This is a genomic window from Chryseobacterium sp. FG46 (assembly GCF_057809135.1).
The window spans coordinates 13,518-32,059 of record NZ_JBMDJJ010000006.1; the positions used below are offsets into that span (position 1 = coordinate 13,518).

The following is an 18,542-nucleotide window of genomic DNA, read 5'->3' on the forward strand; positions in this document are numbered from 1 at the left end:
AACGGGTTATTGGGCTACGGCCCAATAATTTTATAATTAAAATAAATATACAATGAAAAAAAAATCCTTTTTTATTCCCTTAATGGCCCTGATGCTTCAGTCGGCCCCGTTATTTAAAGCGCAGCAGCTTGATCCTTTGGGAGTCTGCTATGTGGAAGTGAACAACAACAATATGCTGAATGCAGGTTCCTATACTTTGCAGAATACCAACAGACAGCTTTTTGATGTTGCTATTATTTTTGCAGCCAATATCAACTATGATGTTTCTAAAAACCGTGCTTACATCTCAAATAATAACAACGTTACCAAAGTTCTGAATGATGTTAATACCTATGTAAAACCTTTGCAGCAAAAAGGAATAAAAGTATTGCTTGATCTTTTAGGAAATCACCAGGGAGCAGGAATTTCTAATTTCCCTAATCGTGAGGCAGCTAAAGATTTCGCTTTACAGGTTGCTCATACTGTCTATACTTATGGCTTGGATGGAGTAGACCTTGATGATGAATATGCAGGATATGGAAACAACGGAACAGGACAGCCTAATAACAGTTCTTTTGTCATGCTTTTGCAGGAATTGAAAGCAGCAATGCCTGATAAACTGATTACATTCTATTATTACGGCCCTGCTACTACAAGACAAACGTATAACGGAGATTTAGCAGGAAATTATATTAATTATACCTGGAACGCAATGTACAGTACTTACAATGCGCCTGTTGTTCCACCTCTTGATAAATCTAAAATTTCTGCAGCGGCAACATGGATCCAAAACTCGAATCCAAGTTCGACTTCTGCAACTACACTGGCAAACTTAGCTACCAGCACAAAGAATGATCAATACGGAGTGTTTATGTGGTATGATCTGGCAGGAACCAATGTAGCCAGTTACCTGAGTACAGGATCGAATATTCTTTATAATGAAAATACACTCTTAAGCGGTCAGTTGTATTCATGGTCACAGGGACAGGCTTGTGATCCGCCATTGGGACTTGATGTTTCCAACGTGACAGGAACTTCAGCTCAACTGAACTGGGCTTCGAATGCTTCACAGTCTTACAATATTGATTACAAACCTGCCAATTCAACAGTATGGATGAATGTAGCCAGCAATTATTCAGGAAATAATATTGTCATCAACAACCTTACCCTGAATACCAATTACGACTGGAGAATACAGTCCAACTGCTCACCGACATTAACAAGTACTTATATTTTTGCACCAAGGTTTAACTCCGGAAGTGGCTGCACTACGCCATCAGGATTGACTTCCGGAAGTTTCCTTGGTAATACGGCTCAGTTATCATGGGATGCAGGCAACGCCACTTCATATACACTGCAATACAAAACGGCTTCAGCAACAACGTGGTCTGAAATTCCGAATATTACCACCAATTCCTACTCATTACAAAACCTGTCACCTAATACAAACTATGTATGGAAAGTACAGGCTTCATGTACAGGAGGAACTACAAGTACCTATTCAGGAGAAGGAGTATTCAACAGTGGTTTTGTTCCGGTTACAAGTCCGGGTGCAAGGTCTCTTTCTTTTAACGGAAGCACACACTATCTTAATGCAGGACAATTTAACCTGAGTGGAAATGCTGTGACATTTGAAGGCTGGGTAAAAGTAAATGCTTTCAAAACAGGCTTCCCATATATTTCATCAGTAATGGGTATAGAAGTAGGAGATAATAACTCGGCCATGCTTCGTTTCGGAGATGGAAATCTTGCGAATAACAAACTTCAGTTTATCCTGAGCTTCGGTTCATCACAGGTAAAATTGAATACGAATACAGCATTCAATACCAATACATGGTATCATATAGCAGCCACTTATGATGGTGCAGCAATGAAAATTTATGTGAATGGGAACCTCGATGCCACTTTTGCGGTAACGGGTAACTTTACGGCAAACGGAATCCTTTATCTGGGACGAAACTATGATAATTCCCGTACAATCAACGGTTTTCTGGATGAATTCAGAGTTTGGAAAAAAGCACTTACACCACAGGAAATCCTGAGTAACAGCTGTAATGTTCCTGCCAACTCTACAGGTCTTGAAGCCAACTGGAAAATGGATGAAGGAATCGGAATGGGAGCTTTGGATGCTACAGCCAACACTCATTTTGCAACCCTGATCAATATGACAGATGCGAACTGGAGAACAGACGTTGCCTGTGCTTCTAATCTTGCAGTGAAAGATGTTGAATCTGTGAAAGACAACAGCGCAGTCTATCCAAACCCTGTGAAACGAGGAAATGATATTCACTTTGCCATCAGTGACAACTCTGCAAGTGAAGTGGCATTATATGATGTTTCAGGAAAATTGTTCAAAAAACAGAACATTAATCAAAATAATAATGCAGTGAATACACAGGATTTAATCAGTGGTACTTATATTTACAAGATTACATCTGCAAACAGTAAAGTGATATCGACTGGTAAAGTAATCGTAAAATAAGTTTCAGATAATGAAATAATTATCGGAATTGATAATATAAAGTCTGAAATACAAAGCAGACAGACAGGAGGTGTTTTCCTGTTTGTCTGTTTTTTCAGTCAAAGGATGTTTGAATTTAAAATAAAAAATAATGCAGAATATAGTAGGAATCGATATCGGAGGGTCACATATCACGCTGGCTCAGGTGGATCCGGAAAAGCGTGAAATCATTTCATCAACCTATGTGAGAGAACATGTAGATGCTTTTGATAAAAAAGACATTATTTTCTCTGCATGGGTTTCAGCTATCCATAAAGTAGCTCATGATCTGGTAAAAGAAGATCTTCTGATCGGTATCGCAATGCCGGGACCTTTCGATTATGAAAACGGAATATCGCTGATGCAGCAGGGAAAATTTATCGATATCTATCAGGTGAATATTAAAGAAGAGCTGGCAAAAAGGCTTGATATTTCTCAGCAGCAGATTCATTTTGTAAATGATGCTGCAGCATTTATGGAAGGAGAAGTATACGGAGGTTGTGCTCAGGGTTTCAACAGGATTTTTGGAGTCACTCTCGGTACAGGGTTGGGAACTACCTTCTTCAATGGAGAATTGGCTACTGATGAAGACTTATGGGATTCTCCATTCAGAGATTCCATAAGTGAAGACTATCTTGCGACACGCTGGTTTGTGAATCGTTATAAAGAAATGACCGGAGAAGAAATCTCAGGGACTAAAGATTTGTTGGATAAACCCAAAGCAATACAGACCAGAATATTTGATGAATATGCAGACTCTTTCTCAGAATTTATCATAAAATATGTAGATCACTACAAACCGGAAGTTTTAGTTATAGGAGGAAATATAGCCAAAGCTTATCCTTATTTTGAGCAAAGATTTATTCAGAATTTAACAAAGAATAATATTAACTTGCAGGTTAAAATTTCTGCGATATTTGAAGATGCGGCCATTCTTGGAGCTGCCAGCTATGCATTAAAAAAGCGTATATAAATTAAAAAACGAAAAGATACAATGAAGTTTATATTTTCTACTTGCTTACTGTTATTACAGGCCTGGGCTTTAGGTCAGAATGTATCTCCCGTAGATTATGTGAATCCTTTGATGGGAACACAATCCAAACCGTCATTATCCAATGGAAATACCTATCCGGCAGTCGGGCTTCCTTGGGGAATGAATATCTGGACACCACAGACCGGTAAAATGGGCGACGGATGGGCATATACCTACGATGCAGATAAGATAAAAGGATTTAAACAAACTCATCAGCCCTCTCCATGGATGAACGATTATGGCGCTTTTGCCATCATGCCTGGAGTTGGAAAAGTGAAGTTTAAAGAAGACGAAAGAGCAAGCTGGTTCAGCCATAAAGCTGAGGTTACCACACCTTATTTCTATAGCGTTTATCTTGCGGACATCAATGTCACAACAGAATTTACCCCTACTGAAAGAGCCTCTTATTTTAAATTCGAGTTTCCAAAGACAGACAGCGCTTACGTAGTGGTTGATGCTTTGAACAAAGGATCTTATATTAAAATTTTACCGAAGGAAAGAAAAATTCTGGGCTATACGACAAGATATTCTACCGGGAAATATGAAAACTTTAAAAACTACTTCGTCATTCAGTTTGATAAAGATTTTGAACTGACAAAAACCTGGAAAGACGATAAACTGGTCAATGATCAATTGGAAATTACCAGTGATCATACTGGTGCTGTAGTAGGGTTTAAGCTTAAAAACAAAGAAACGGTTTACGCAAAAGTAGCTTCTTCATTCATCAGCTTTGAACAGGCAGAACTGAATCTTAAAAGAGAAATCGGAAATAAAAACTTTGAACAGGTAAAAACCGATGCTAAAAATATCTGGAATAAAACATTAGGAAAAATAGACGTAAAAGGAGGAACAGATCAGCAGATGAGAACATTTTATTCGTCTCTGTACAGAACTTTATTTTTTCCACAGAAATTATATGAGGTTGATGCTCAGAACAAAATAAAACACTGGAGCCCCTACAATGGTAAAATTGCTGACGGAAGAATGTTTGCAGGAACCGGATTTTGGGATACTTTCCGTGCTTTGTATCCTTTCCTGAATCTTGTGTATCCCTCGATCAATGTTGAAATGCAGGAAGGATTGGTGAACGCTTACAAAGAAGGAGGTTTCCTACCAGAGTGGAGCAGTCCGGGATATTCTGATATTATGATTGGGAACAATTCCGCATCCGTAGTGGCAGATGCCTACATCAAAGGACTTCGTGGATATGATACGGAAGCGCTTTGGCAGGCTGTAAAGCACGGTGCAAATAATGAAGGTCCTATAGAAGCGGTAGGCCGCGCAGGAGTAAAATATTATAATGAATTGGGTTATGTTCCTTACGATGTGAAAATCAATGAAAATGCAGCAAGAACACTAGAGTACGCTTATGACGACTTTTCAATTTATCAGCTAGGAAAAGCACTGGGGAAACCCGCTTCAGAAATTGAGATTTATAAGAAAAGAGCTTATAATTACAAAAATGTATTTGATAAGGAAACAGGCTTAATGCGTGGTAAAAATAAAGATGGTAATTTCCAGAAACCTTTCAATCCTTTCAAATGGGGAGATGCATTTACTGAAGGAAACAGCTGGCATTACACATGGTCTGTTTTTCAGGATATCGACGGACTGGCAGAATTGATGGGTGGGAAAAAGAAATTTGAAGCCAAATTAGATGAGGTATTCTCATTGCCGCCTGTTTTTGATGACAGCTATTATGGAGGTGTGATCCACGAGATCAGAGAAATGCAGATCATGAATATGGGTCAGTATGCCCACGGAAACCAGCCTATCCAGCACATGATTTATCTCTATAATTATGCGGGAGCACCTTACAAAACCCAATATTGGGCAAGACAGGTGATGAATAAATTGTATCATGCCACTCCGGACGGATATTGCGGAGATGAAGATAACGGACAGACTTCTGCGTGGTATATTTTCTCAGCCCTTGGATTTTATCCGGTAACGCCGGCAACGGATCAGTATGTGTTGGGAGCACCATTATTTAAAGAAGCCACCATTCATTTGGAAAATGGTAAGAAAATTGAAATAAAAGCTCCGGAAAACAACGCAGATAATTTGTATGTAAAATCTTTGAATGTAAACCAACAGTCTTACTCCAAAAACTGGCTGAGTCATAAAGAACTGATGAAAGGAGCTGTTTTAGACTTTAAAATGGACAGCAAGCCCAATAAAGAAAGAGGTTCACAGGAAAAAGATTTTCCCTATTCAATGTCAAAAGAAGAATCAAATAAATAATTGTTAATTTAGAAATACAAGCTGTATGAGTACAGAAAAAAAAGAAATATTCGACAGAGTAGAAAGCATGCTGCAGACACAAGGTTTTAACATTGCAGCAAAAGACAATACAAGACCATGGGGAGGTTTCTTTGTAATTGATGAAACACAGGCACAGGATTTTGCCAACCAATATTTCGATGGAATTGATGTAGATAGCCTGAGAATAGGAGGAAAACTAAGCCCAAAAATTCTTATCGTTGCTCCGGAAGCAAGATTAAGCTGGCAGTATCACCACAGAAGAGCTGAAATCTGGCAGGTAGTGGAAGGAACGGTAGGAATCAAAAGAAGCAATACTGATGAAGAAGGAGAATTGAAAGAATACGGACCGAAAGATCAGGTGAAACTTCAGCAGGGCGAAAGACACAGATTGATAGGCCTTGCAGGCTGGGGAATTGTAGCTGAAATCTGGCAGCATACCGATGCCTCCAATCCTTCAGACGAAGACGATATCGTAAGAGTACAGGATGACTTTGGAAGATAAATACAAAATCCGCTTCATTGAAGCGGATTTTGTATTGGTTAGGAAGCTTGAGGTTGGAAGAAGGAAGTTACTTGAGGTTTTCATAACTTTTAATTTCCTTCATTATTACTGGTGAATTTTGCCTGCTGATGAAAAAAATCAAACCTTATAGGTTTCTGAAACCTATAAGGTTTTTGGGTATTCAGATTTTATCCTCAATAAGATAAAACTTTACTCGGTTGTAGGTACTCCCAGCATCATTCCTCCAGCTTCCAGCCTTTAAAACGTCACATCCAGTCCCACATAGAAGTTCGCCTTCATAATTGGAGCGTACACCATTCCGCCGTCAAAATAATTTCCGAAAGGATTTTTAAAATCTACAATCGCATTTTTCTGATAATATGAAGTAAGATTTTCTCCGCCTAAGTAAGCTCTGATCTTTTTATTGAAGTTTCTTGAGATCTGGGCATTCAGAACTGCATAAGATTCCGAATAAGTCGGTAATTGAAACTCTGCAGGATTCGTTGAAGTATCAGGAAGTCTTTGCTTTCCAACCCAGTTTAAAGTCGTATCAAAACTCCAGAAACCTTCATTATTATTTTTATTGGTTGAATAAGCCAGATTCACAAAGCCTCTGTGCTTCGCCATAAAAGGAACCTCCCTTCTTCCTCCGATATAATCAGCCTGCACATCATAATACTTATAGGCAAGTCTCACATCAAAGTTTTTGAAAGGCGTAAAATCCCACTGGGTCTGGAATGAATTCGCAAATGATTTTCCTTCCAGATTATAGAATGTCAGCTGTTGAGGAGACTTGTCCAGATCTACCAGTACCTGATCCTGGAAATCCGTTCTGAAGAAGTCGGCAATAATGCTTGATTTTCTTCCGAATAACTTAAACTCCTGCTGTAAGCTTGCCCCATAGTTCCATGCAATTTCAGGTCTTAATCCATAAATATTTCCTCCATTAGGCAGAATATTAATCGCTCTGTTCGATGCAAAATACTGCTGGCTTTCCGCAAACACATTCGCCGTTCTGAATCCTCTTCCTGCGGAAAGTCTTAAAATCGTCTGAGGCGTGAAATCATACTTGAAATTAAGTCTTGGTGTAAACTGAGTGCCTGCAAGATTGTGAAAATCTACCCTTGAACCAGCCACTAAAGTATATTTTAAACCTGTTAAAGTATATTCGGCAAAAATCCCCGGTACAATTTCATTTCTTCTCATATCATCCAGCAAATACGTTTCTTTATAGCCGTCATATAAGAAACTTGCACCCGCCTTATACTTGTGGTTGGTATTTCCGATGATGCTTTCAAAAATTAAATTGGAATAATAGGTGTGCTGCTGCCCTGCATAATTTCTCAATCCAAAGAAACTGTCCTGTTGATGGTAAACGTATTGGTTCATCCATCCGATACTCTGGTAAGGTTTTCCTTTAAAAACATACCCTGTTTTATTCCAGACCTGAAATCTTGAAATATCGATTCCTACTCCATAAAAAGGCTGTTTGTCCTGCCCGAGTTTTTTATCAAAACCAATCTGTCCTGCAGTTCTTTCATCTCTGATAAAATTAATCCCAAAGTGAGACCCGAACCCTGACTTTTCAAGATCGTTATAATTCAGCAAATAGGCTGCATTAATCTGTGTTCCTTTCGGTCTGTCCAGAAAACCATCATGGTTCATATCCGTATTTCCAAACGTTCCGTTTCCATGGAGAAGGAAAGTTTGCGACCATTTATCGTTGATAGGAGAAACATTGGTAATATTGATTTCTGCTCTTCCATTGAAATCAGAAAAAAGGTTCAGTGACGTTTCGGGAGTCTTTGCATTCTTTAAAAGCTCAGTATTGATCTGTCCTGTGATACTTTCATAACCGTTCGTTACGGTACTTCCACCTTTTGTCAGCTGAATACTCTCAATCCATCTTCCCGGAATAAAATTTAATCCGTAAGCAGAAGCCAATCCTCTGATTTCAGGAAGTTGTTCTTTCGTTAAGCTTGTATATTTCTGATCCAGACCAAGCATTTTCAGTTGTTTTGTTCCGGTGACCGCATTGCTGAAAGATACATCTACCGTTGCATTGGTTTCGAAACTTTCGGAAAGATTACAGCAAGCTGCCTTTAACAGCTCTTTTTTATCAATATTAAAGACAAGTCCGGCCTCTTTCTTGCTTAAAGCTGTTGCCGCCTTAGAGCCTGTTACAACAACCCCATCAATACTTTTTTCGTGCTGAGAATGATCCTCCTTAGCGGTCGAAGTATTATTGCTTTTATGATTCTCATGTTTTATTTCTTCTTCGTAATGTACTTTCGGATTAGCTTCACCGAAAGTAAACTCTCTGTCATACAGACAGCATCCTGGAAGCCCGTTATAAACAGCATCAGAAGCTTTGTATTTTTCATTATCATGACCTGCATCAGCAATTGCTTTTAAAATCTTATCTGATGAAGTTGTTGAAGGGTCAAAATTTAAAGTAACCGTTTGTTTCTCTGCATTCCATTCCGCAATATTTGCACCCGCATCTTTTGATGCCTTTTCAATTCTTGTTTTACAAGAAGCGCAGTTTCCTCTTACGTAGAATTCATTTTCTTTTTTAGTGGAAATATTAGCCTCTGCATGGTTCTCATGATGTGTTTCTGCCTGTGAAGGCTGTAAGTCCCGGTCGTAATGACAACATCCCGGAAGACCTTCATAGGTTGTATCAGACGCTTTGAATTTCTCGTTATCATGACCCGCATCAGCTACCTTTTTTAAAATATCATCGGCAGATGTTTTGTCTGTTTCAAAGGTTAAGGTTTGAAGATCAATAGAGTAAACTGCCGTTTTAGCACCTGCTTTTTTGGCCGCACTTTCAATTCGGGTTTTGCACATTTCGCAGTTCCCTTTTACCTTGAACTGATTTTTTGAAAGGGTCTGAGCGGATATCAATTGGGTAAACAGGAATAATGCACCAAGTATCAACCTGGAAATAGATAATTTCATTTTGTTTAAAAGTTTAAATTAATTAAAAAACAGTTCACTATAGGACATAATGAACCCTTAAGATTTTAATTAACCTATCTTGGGCGGCTGCCAGATTTCCTTTAAACGGTCTGAAAGATAAGGATCTGCATACTGAAACTGTGGATTCTTATTTGCTTTGTAATAAGAAAGTTCCAGACGTAAATTTTTTGAGAAAGGGGTTTCAATAAAAGTGTAGCAGGCAACACATGATGAGCAGCAGTCATCTTTACATGATTTTGTTTTATCATGGTTGCTGTCTTTTTTTGAAGAATGATTTTTACAGCAGTCCATCTTTTGGGAAGATTCTGCTTTACAGCATGTTTCCTGCATAGATTGCGCATAGAAGTTATCCTTGGGAATCAAAAAAACTCCCAGACAAAACACTATGGCAAGTAGGTGAAACAGCTTCATCTCTGCAAAAATACAAAATTTATGGCAAAGGATCACCAACTTTCAGAGAGCAGCTATGCCAGGGTTCTCCATGTGCCGGATTCAGTTTGGGTTTTTCACCCATTGCCAGATTCTGTGCAGCAGGTGCGGGAGCCGGACTTGGAGTAGCCTGAACTGTATTTTGTGCTGGCTGTGGTGTTGGAGCGGGCTTACTGTTTAATGGCTGTCCTACGGGAATGTCGCATCGGTGTCCCGGCTGTCCGTGTGGAGGGTTTATTCCCGGAGCTGTTTTCGCCTGTTTTCCATTGTTATCCAGTACAATTTTTCCTGGTGATACGGCATTAGGATCTAACTGAACAATATTGTTTCCGTTTGCATTTATATTTTGAGAAACAGGAGTAGCTGTAGCAGGAGCACCATTCAGAGGTTGTCCTACCGGAATATCACATCGGTGTCCGGGCTGTCCGTGTGGAGGATTCATTCCCGGAGCGGTAGCCATAGGAGCAGGATTAGGGCTGGATTGGATACCTGCCTGATCCATAAGAGCGGTTTTTGAGGTGGTATTTAGGGCTACGTTGGGTTGTCCTGCGTTAGCTTCATCTTTTAAGTAAGTAGCTCTTTCATCCTTTTTACAGGATGCGGCTAATAGTGATACGGCGATCAAACCTATAAATGTATTCTTCATATCCATGGGTATGAAACAAAATTAGCAAAACATTTTCAATTGTTTTGCTAATTTTATACTTATAATTTGATTTTTGGATTAATTTTTTACCAAAAGCCTAAATCCTTCTCCGTGAACGTTGATGATTTCTAATCCTTCGTCATCTTTTAACAACTTACGAAGCTTGGCAATATAAACGTCCATACTTCTTGCTGTAAAGTAATTTTCTTTTTTCCAGATTTTTCTTAAGGCAAGATCTCTCGGCATAAAATCATTTCTGTGGATGCAAAGAAGTTTTAATAATTCATTTTCTTTAGGAGAAAGCTTGTATTCTTTATCACCTACTTTCAGCTGTCTCAGCATAGAGTCAAAGAAAATATTGCTGATCTTGAACTGTTCCTGTTCTTCATTCTCCAATGTAGAACTTCTCTGAAGAATTGCTTTGATCTTGTATAAAAGAAGCTCAGTATCAAAAGGTTTTGTGATATAATCATCAGCTCCCAGCTGATATCCTTTCAAAATATCTTCTCTCATATTTCTTGCAGTAAGGAATATGATGGGTGTATTTTTATCAATCTTTTTTACATCTTCCGCTAATGAAAATCCGTCTTTTTTAGGCATCATTACGTCAAATATGCAGATATCGAATTCATTTTCTGTAAATTCTTTAAGTCCCTGCTCTCCGTCAGTGGCAAGAGTTACTTCAAAATTATTGATGGTCAAATAATCTTTAAGCACCGCCCCGAAACTCTGATCGTCCTCTACTAATAATATTCTGTTGCTCATAATTTTAATAATTAATAATTAACAATTAAGAATGAACTTCCTCACTCTATCTTCTATATTTTGATATTTGGTTTAAACTTATAATTGATAAACGATCATTGATGTGAAGATATTTTTTATCATTTATCGCTTATTATCTATCATTTATTTTCTAGCTCATTGGCAGCTTTATCGTGAACGTACTTCCTTTTCCTTTATGAGAGTCTACGATAATCTGTCCTTTGTGTAATTCTACAATTTTCTTCACGTAAGAAAGGCCTAATCCCTGTCCTTTTACATTGTGTATATTTCCGGTTTCTTCTCTGAAGAATTTTTCGAAAATTTTGGTTTTATTCTGGGTATCCATTCCCATTCCTTTATCGGAAATTTCAATTACGTACCAGTGTCCTTCATTTCTTGTTTCCACATGTATTTCCGGTGCTTCAGGAGAATATTTGTTGGCATTATCCAGTAAGTTGACCAGCATATTGGAGATGTGGAATTCGTCTATTTTAAAATTGTACTGCGTAGCATTGAACTTCTGTGTAAGCGTTCCGTTTCTTTGCTGTACAATCAGATTGAAAGATTCTGTTGTTTTTTTGATCAGCTCTCTTACGTTGGCTTCCTTTAAAAACAGCTCTACTTCATTTCGCTCAAGCTTGGACATATTAAGCACATTTTCCACCTGCTTTTTCATCCTTAAGTTTTCCTGCTTGATCAGTTCGGAATAGTATTTTACCTTATCCGGATTAGTGGCAATTTTGTCATTGGCCAATGAATCTGTTGCTACGGAAATAGTTGCCAATGGAGTTTTAAACTCATGGGACATATTGTTGATAAAGTCTGTTTTTACTTCCGCAAGCTTTTTCTGCCTCATCATATAATTGATGGAAATAATATAAATCCCAAGAATGGTAAGGAGAGAAAGGAATGTTCCCAAAAGCATCGGCCAGTTGTTCATCGCCAGAGAATATTCTTTTTTAGGGAAAACCAAGGCAAGGTTATATAAAGTATGATACTTTTTATCCGTAAAAAGAGGATAACTATAAACGTTATTATCTTTTTTTTCTTTGTATGCTTTATTGGCGATGTTTGTTAGCTTATTATTCCTGTCCAGAACTCCATAACCAAATTTGGCAGTGATTCCTCGTATTTTAAGTTCTTTATGGATAACAGAATCAAGTGTTTTCGGATCTACTCTTTTAGCAATAGGAAGATTATTTCCATATACTTTCACAAACTCTTTCATGGCATAATCTCCTGTTTCAATCTCCTGATTAATGTCTGTGGTAAGAAGTTCGCGGCTGGTAGTGTCTCTCTTTATTTTGTAGGCTGCTTCATCTGTGTACAACGTTGTCAGCTTAATAGAATCTCCCTTTTGAGAAATCGGCAACTGTGTTTTTTCAACAATATTTTTGGAATAGATTATTTGCCTTTGTGTACCTGAATCCTCTACTTGTTGAATGGTAGTAAGAGATGGTTTATCACTATTGGCAATAATTAAATTTCTATTTTCTTTGTTTAAATATTTGTCTGCTTCAATCTCTTCAATACTTTTTGAAGTACTTTCCAAAACCGCATACACTTTATTTGAAAAATCCTGTTCCAGTACGCCGTAATAGCCTTTCAGCCAATAAAATTGGAGCGTTACGAAGACAATCAGTGAGATCGTCATAAACACCGAAATTATTGGGATGAATTTGTTATTCATTATTTAATTATATAGGTTTTGGAAAAATGAATGTTAAAATTAATTGTTTTAAGGCTACATAAACAAAAAACGAGCCAAATAATTGTTTTTTTTTTCTTAAAAGAGCGTTTTTTAACAATTATTTATGAATTATCCTTTACTTGTCATATGAAAAGTCCCTTTCAATAAATAAAGTGCTAACTTTATTAAAAATAAAAATTATGGAATCTGCTATTATTTTCAATAAAGATTTTGATGCATCAAGTGTTTATGTTATGAAGATCTTTAAGGCTGATGTTTCAACCGTATGGAACCATTTTACGCAAGCAAGATTATTGGATCAATGGTGGGGGCCTAAACCATGGAAATGTGAAACGGTAAGTCAGGATTTCAAAGAAGGAGGCATCTGGATGTATACAATGCTAGGCCCAAACGGTGAAAAAGGACCTATGTATGCTCAAACTCAATATGGAGAAATGACGGAGCATAGAAGTCTTGACTGGATGAGTGCCTTCTGTGATGAGAAAGGGAATATCAATGAAGATTTCCCAAGGTCAAAATGGCTGCTTGGCTTTACCGGAGTGGAGGAAGGAACTAAAGTAACCATCAATATCCATTACCATTCTCCTGAAGTGATGAAAAAGCTTATGGATATGGGATTTGAAGAAGGTTTTAAAATGGGGCTTAATCAATTGGAAGAATTGATTGGATAAGCTTGAACCAGTAAAAAATAATCATTTATGAAAAAGAGGATTTTCCATGGAAAATCCTCTTTTTATTTATCAACAGGGGTTAACTTCCTGCTTCATTCTTCAAGCTTCCTGCCTCTACAAAAGCTCCTCTTCCTGAAAATACTGGATAATTGCCTTTTTCATCAGCAAAGTCTGCTCATTAGGTTTTAATTCCGGAAGTTCTTCCAGAGTTTCAAAATGTGGCCATCCGTCTTCATAGTGTGTAAATTTATAATATCCAAAAGGCTCAAGTAATCTGCAGACAGCAATGTGGATCAGGTTTACTTTGTCTTCTTTTGTATATTTTTGCTGGCCGCTTCCCAGCTCCTGAAGCCCTATCAGAAATAAAAGGGTTTCAATGGGTGGGTTCTTCTCCGTCTGAAAATTATCTTCGAAGAACTGTTCTATTTTTTTCCAATATTCGGATTCGTTAATCATTCTTTTTGATTTTCTAATTTTAATAAAAATGCGAATTCCAACGCATCTTCCTTTAGAGATTCAAATCTTCCGCTTGCTCCTCCATGTCCTGAGCTCATGTCAGTCTTAAAGACTAAAATATTATCGTCTGTTTTTAATTCTCTAAGTTTTGCCGTCCATTTGGCAGGTTCCCAATATTGTACCTGTGAATCGTGGAATCCTGTTGTGATCAGCATGTGGGGATAATCTTTAGCTTCTACATTATCATATGGAGAATAGTCTTTCATATAATGATAGTATTCTTCATCATTTGGATTTCCCCACTCATCATATTCTCCGGTAGTTAATGGGATTGTATCGTCCAACATTGTTGTAACAACATCTACAAAAGGTACCTGTGCTACAATTCCGTTGAATAGCTGAGGCTCATAATTGACCACGGCACCTACCAGCAGACCACCGGCACTTCCTCCCATCGCATACATATGCTTCGATGAAGTATAATTTTCTTTGATTAAATATTTCCCTGCATCAATGAAATCAAAGAATGTATTTTTCTTGAATAACATTTTTCCGTCTTCATACCATTCTCTTCCCAGATATTCTCCACCACGGATATGGGCAATAGCATAAATAAAGCCTCTGTCCAGAATAGATAATCTTACATTTGAAAAGCTGGCGTCCACTGTATGTCCGTAACTTCCGTATCCATACAGAAGAAGTGGAGTATCAGCCGATTTTTTCGTGTCTTTATGATATACTAGCGAAATAGGAACTTTGGTCTTTCCATCTCTTGAATCTGCCCAGATTCTTTCTGAAACGTAATTTTCAGGAGCAAATTTTCCACCCAAAACTTCCTGTTGTTTCAGAAGCTTTGTTGTCTTATCCTTCATGTTATATTCATAGGTGGAGCTAGGCTGTGTAAGAGATGTATAACCGTAACGGAGAATCTCTGTATCAAATTCCAGATTAATTCCAATATAAGCCGTATAAGTAGGATCGGAGAAAGGCAGATAATAAGACTCTTGTGTTTTCTCATCAATGATTTTGATCTGAAGCAATCCTCTTTCTCTTTCCTCAAGAACCAGATAATCTTTAAATATCTCAAAACCTTCCAGTAAAACTTCAGCACGGTGCGGAATAACATCCACCCAGTTTTCTATACCGCAGTTATCAATCTTAGCTTTTACAATCTTGAAATTAATGGCATCGTCCGCATTGGTAATGATGTAAAATTCATCTTCATAATGCTCTACAGAATATTCAAGATCATCTATTCTTGGCTGAATCACTGTCCACTCTGCAAATACATTGTCAGAAGGAATAAAACGGTGTTCATCAGAAATAGTACTTGAGCTTGCAATAAAGATATACTCTAACGATTTTGTTTTAAATACATTGACATCAAAAGTCTCATCCTCTTCGTGGAAGATCAGAACATCTTCTGCTGAATCTGTTCCCAGCTGATGTCTATAAACCTGAAATGCACGAAGGCTCTTATCTTTCCTGATGTAAAAAAGATGCTGGTTATCATTTGCCCAAACGGCTTTTCCTGTCGTATTGGCAATTGTGTCCGGCAAAATTTCACCGGTCTTTAAATTTTTAAAATTAAGGGTATAAATTCTTCTTCCTACATCATCTGAAGAAAAAGAAGCCAGTTCGTTGTTGGGGCTTACCGCTACACTTCCTACTTCAAAAAACTCTTTCCCTTCCGCATGAATATTAACATCGAGTACAATTTCTTCTTCGTTCTCAAGGCTTTTATACTTTCTGCAGAAGATAGGATATTCTTTGCCTTCTTCATAACGCACAATATACCAGTATTCATTAAAGAAATAAGGGAGAGATTCATCATCCTTTTTATAACGGGCTTTCATCTCTTCGAAAAGCTCTTCCTGAAGGGCTTCCGTATCTTTCATGATGAATTCTTCGTAGGCATTTTCTTCCTGAATATATTGGATGACTTCAGGGTTTTCCCTTTCGTTCAACCAAAAGTAATTATCAATTCTTCTATCGCCGTGTGTTTCTAGTATTTTTTCTATTTTTTTTGCCTGTGGAGCTTTCATCCGGGTATTTTATTTTTTTTATTGAATAGCATGTTCTTATACTTTTTCTTCTGAAAATAAGTAATGTAAGCAGCAATCAATTCAATATTAATTTTTGTTCAAATTTAGGTAAAAAAAAACCATCTTTCCTTTATTGAAAAGATGGTTCATTGTATTTTTATAATTAAAGACTATTTGTGAAGTGCTTTAATATACTTTTCAAGGGCCATTGTCATAGAAGGAGTTTCCTTCGTAGGTGCCATTAAATCTACTTTTAATCCCGCTTCTTCAGCTGCGGCCAAAGTTGTGTTTCCAAAAACTCCGATCTTTGTTTCATCCTGTTTGAAATCAGGGAAATTCTGTTGTAGCGATTTGATTCCCTGCGGACTGAAGAAAATCAGCATGTCATAATCTTTGACATTGATATCGGTAAGGTCACTGCATACGGTACGGTACATAATTGCTCTTGTCCACTCTACATTAGATGCATCCATGGTTTTTACAATATCCGGACTCAAAACATCTGAAGATGGCAACAGATATTTTTCAGTTGGAAACTTTTTGAAAAGAGGAAGCAGGTCTGAGAAGTTTTTCTCCCCAAAGCTGATTTTTCTCTTTCTGTACACAATATGCTTTTGAAGGTAGTTGGCAATTGCTTCCGACTGGCAGATGTATCTCATTGTATCCGGAACGGCAAAACGCAATTCCTCCGCTAGTCTGAAGTAATGGTCAATCGCATTTTTACTGGTAAAAATAATACCGGTATACTGCGTCAGATCTATTTTCTGTGTTCTGAGCTCTTTATTGTCAACCCCTTCGACGTGGATAAATGGACGGAAATCAATCTTTATTTTTTCCTTCTTCGCTATATCCAGATATGGAGAAGACTCACTAGGCGCTGGTTGAGAAACCAATATAGACTTTATTCTCATCATTGACATTTATTAAAAAAATAACAACTTCCAAAGCAATAATAATGGTGCGATTTGGAGGGTGCAAATATACAAAAATTTATAATACCATTTTTCGGGAAGAATCTTGTTCTTGTGAAATAAATAGAAAAAAACTTTGAAAATGAATACAAAAGCGAAGAAGCAGAAATAATATAGAAACATTTTATTTCTGTCTATCGGGAAGTAATAATGGGCTACACAAAGAATTATTAGCAAAAATGAAAGAATGAAATAAAACTTTGTGGAAGTAAAATAAAAGATAGTCCACTTTTTTCCATCCCCAATACTTTGGTAAAATAAAAATCCCAATGTTGACTTTATTAAATAAAAAAGCAGCACTGCCAGCAATGTATATCCAAATTTATTAAGCTGATACCCCAGAAGCTGAAGATCTGCAATATATTTCGGTACTATAGGAACGTACTGTGAAATTAATACAGACAGGGTAAGTGTGGTTACACAGGACGTGATGATCCAGCTGGGAAGGTTGTTGCTTGCATCAAAATATTTCTGCAGCAAAAAATCTTTAAGGCTGGCATCTCTCTCTATGACGTTCATCATAAAAACATATAAAAATATACAGCCCACAAGGATAAAGATTACCCAATCATTATTCTCAGGTATTCTTACGTGATTGATGAAGTGTTGTGATGATGGCAAAATTTAAGTTTTTTTATTTATTATTTAACTTCAGATAACACAGCCCGGCACAGATTTTCTGGTCACCCAGATCCGTGAATCTACAGTTAAAATATTTGCTCTCATCGATTTTACGTTTGTTCAGATCTGTTGAATAAAAGTTTCTGTTTCATCCGCTTAATCCCCGAGAAATATTTTTGCAAAATTATAGATTATTTTGTATAAAATAAAAAGGTTAAATAAACTATCTTTGCAAACTGAAATGAAAAAACTCGTCATCATCCCAACCTATAACGAAAAGGAAAATATTGAAAATATTGTTTCCGCAGTTTTTGCATTGGAGGATGACTTCCATATCTTGGTAGTAGATGATTCTTCTCCTGATGGAACCGCAGAAATCGTAAGAGAATTGCAAAAGAAATATCCGCATTATCTTCACCTTTCGATAAGACATGTGAAGGACGGGTTGGGAAAGGCATATATTCATGGGTTTAAATGGGCCATCGAAAATAAATATGATTATATTTTTGAGATGGATGCCGATTTTTCACACAACCCTAACGATCTGCCGAAGCTTTTTGAAGCATGCAGAAATGCAGATATGGCCATCGGTTCCCGTTACTCAAAAGGAGTAAATGTAGTGAACTGGCCTATGGGAAGAGTACTTCTTTCTTATTTTGCATCCAAATATGTAAGATTTGTATTAGGACTTCCAATTCATGATACCACTGCAGGATTTGTATGTTTTTCAAGAAAAGTATTGGAAGAAATAGGGTTGGATAACGTGAAACTGAAAGGATACGGGTTTCAGATAGAAATGAAATTCAGAGCTTTTAAAAAAGGTTTCAGAATTGTAGAAGTTCCTATTATATTTACCAACAGAATTTTAGGAGAAAGCAAAATGAATGGAGGAATTATCCATGAAGCAGTTTTCGGAGTGCTGAACTTAAAATGGAAATCAATCATCAACAGATTATGAAACTG

15 protein-coding genes are annotated in these 18,542 nt (G+C 37.3%); 6 read left to right on the forward strand and 9 right to left on the reverse strand.

The window, feature by feature from the left end:
- Nucleotides 1-52: 52 nt before the first annotated feature.
- The 4 genes from ACODR7_RS06195 to ACODR7_RS06210 all read left to right on the forward strand — a co-directional run bounded on the left by ACODR7_RS06195 (nucleotide 53) and on the right by ACODR7_RS06210 (nucleotide 6,279).
- On the forward strand, nucleotides 53-2,461 hold the full coding sequence (locus tag ACODR7_RS06195) for an endo-beta-N-acetylglucosaminidase H (protein WP_488838080.1): 2,409 nt from the start codon (nucleotides 53-55) through the stop codon (nucleotides 2,459-2,461).
- A gap of 130 nt (nucleotides 2,462-2,591) precedes the next feature.
- A complete protein-coding gene (locus ACODR7_RS06200) occupies nucleotides 2,592-3,452 on the forward strand; it encodes an ROK family protein (RefSeq protein WP_488838082.1) in 861 nt (286 codons plus the stop codon).
- Nucleotides 3,453-3,473: 21 nt separating this feature from the next.
- Nucleotides 3,474-5,756, forward strand: coding sequence for a GH92 family glycosyl hydrolase (locus ACODR7_RS06205; RefSeq protein WP_488838084.1), 2,283 nt, complete (start codon nucleotides 3,474-3,476; stop codon nucleotides 5,754-5,756).
- 25 nt (nucleotides 5,757-5,781) lie between these two features.
- A complete protein-coding gene (locus tag ACODR7_RS06210; RefSeq protein WP_488838086.1) occupies nucleotides 5,782-6,279 on the forward strand; it encodes a cupin domain-containing protein in 498 nt (165 codons plus the stop codon).
- Nucleotides 6,280-6,537: 258 nt separating this feature from the next.
- Here ACODR7_RS06210 and ACODR7_RS06215 read toward each other — a convergent pair whose 3' ends face one another.
- The 5 genes from ACODR7_RS06215 to ACODR7_RS06235 all read right to left on the reverse strand — a co-directional run bounded on the left by ACODR7_RS06215 (nucleotide 6,538) and on the right by ACODR7_RS06235 (nucleotide 12,794).
- Nucleotides 6,538-9,243 (reverse strand): TonB-dependent receptor domain-containing protein, encoded by a 2,706-nt coding sequence (locus ACODR7_RS06215; RefSeq protein ID WP_488838088.1) that lies wholly within the window; start codon nucleotides 9,241-9,243, stop codon nucleotides 6,538-6,540.
- 69 nt (nucleotides 9,244-9,312) lie between these two features.
- Entirely contained in the window at nucleotides 9,313-9,675 is a 363-nt protein-coding gene (locus ACODR7_RS06220; protein WP_488838089.1) for a hypothetical protein, read from the reverse strand.
- A gap of 19 nt (nucleotides 9,676-9,694) precedes the next feature.
- On the reverse strand, nucleotides 9,695-10,339 hold the full coding sequence (locus ACODR7_RS06225; protein ID WP_488838091.1) for a hypothetical protein: 645 nt from the start codon (nucleotides 10,337-10,339) through the stop codon (nucleotides 9,695-9,697).
- A 78-nt stretch (nucleotides 10,340-10,417) separates the two neighbouring features.
- Nucleotides 10,418-11,104: a response regulator transcription factor gene (locus tag ACODR7_RS06230; protein ID WP_002982671.1), complete on the reverse strand. Its 687-nt coding sequence runs from the start codon at nucleotides 11,102-11,104 to the stop codon at nucleotides 10,418-10,420.
- Nucleotides 11,105-11,255: 151 nt separating this feature from the next.
- Nucleotides 11,256-12,794, reverse strand: coding sequence for a sensor histidine kinase (locus ACODR7_RS06235; RefSeq protein ID WP_488838094.1), 1,539 nt, complete (start codon nucleotides 12,792-12,794; stop codon nucleotides 11,256-11,258).
- Nucleotides 12,795-12,994: 200 nt separating this feature from the next.
- On the opposite strand from ACODR7_RS06235, the gene ACODR7_RS06240 reads away from it, so the two are divergent.
- Nucleotides 12,995-13,486, forward strand: coding sequence for an SRPBCC family protein (locus ACODR7_RS06240; RefSeq protein WP_488838096.1), 492 nt, complete (start codon nucleotides 12,995-12,997; stop codon nucleotides 13,484-13,486).
- A gap of 114 nt (nucleotides 13,487-13,600) precedes the next feature.
- Here ACODR7_RS06240 and ACODR7_RS06245 read toward each other — a convergent pair whose 3' ends face one another.
- The 4 genes from ACODR7_RS06245 to ACODR7_RS06260 all read right to left on the reverse strand — a co-directional run bounded on the left by ACODR7_RS06245 (nucleotide 13,601) and on the right by ACODR7_RS06260 (nucleotide 17,579).
- Nucleotides 13,601-13,942 (reverse strand): hypothetical protein, encoded by a 342-nt coding sequence (locus ACODR7_RS06245; protein WP_276967662.1) that lies wholly within the window; start codon nucleotides 13,940-13,942, stop codon nucleotides 13,601-13,603.
- Nucleotides 13,939-15,987 (reverse strand): S9 family peptidase, encoded by a 2,049-nt coding sequence (locus ACODR7_RS06250; protein ID WP_488838099.1) that lies wholly within the window; start codon nucleotides 15,985-15,987, stop codon nucleotides 13,939-13,941. Before ACODR7_RS06250 ends, ACODR7_RS06245 begins: the two co-directional genes overlap by 4 nt.
- A gap of 170 nt (nucleotides 15,988-16,157) precedes the next feature.
- Nucleotides 16,158-16,898, reverse strand: coding sequence for a uroporphyrinogen-III synthase (locus ACODR7_RS06255; RefSeq protein ID WP_076596032.1), 741 nt, complete (start codon nucleotides 16,896-16,898; stop codon nucleotides 16,158-16,160).
- Nucleotides 16,899-16,910: 12 nt separating this feature from the next.
- Nucleotides 16,911-17,579, reverse strand: coding sequence for a DUF4271 domain-containing protein (locus tag ACODR7_RS06260; protein WP_110366521.1), 669 nt, complete (start codon nucleotides 17,577-17,579; stop codon nucleotides 16,911-16,913).
- A gap of 241 nt (nucleotides 17,580-17,820) precedes the next feature.
- Between ACODR7_RS06260 and ACODR7_RS06265 the strand changes: the two genes are divergently transcribed.
- Nucleotides 17,821-18,537, forward strand: a complete 717-nt coding sequence (locus ACODR7_RS06265) for a polyprenol monophosphomannose synthase (protein ID WP_488838101.1) — start codon at nucleotides 17,821-17,823, stop codon at nucleotides 18,535-18,537.
- Nucleotides 18,538-18,542: the final 5 nt, after the last annotated feature.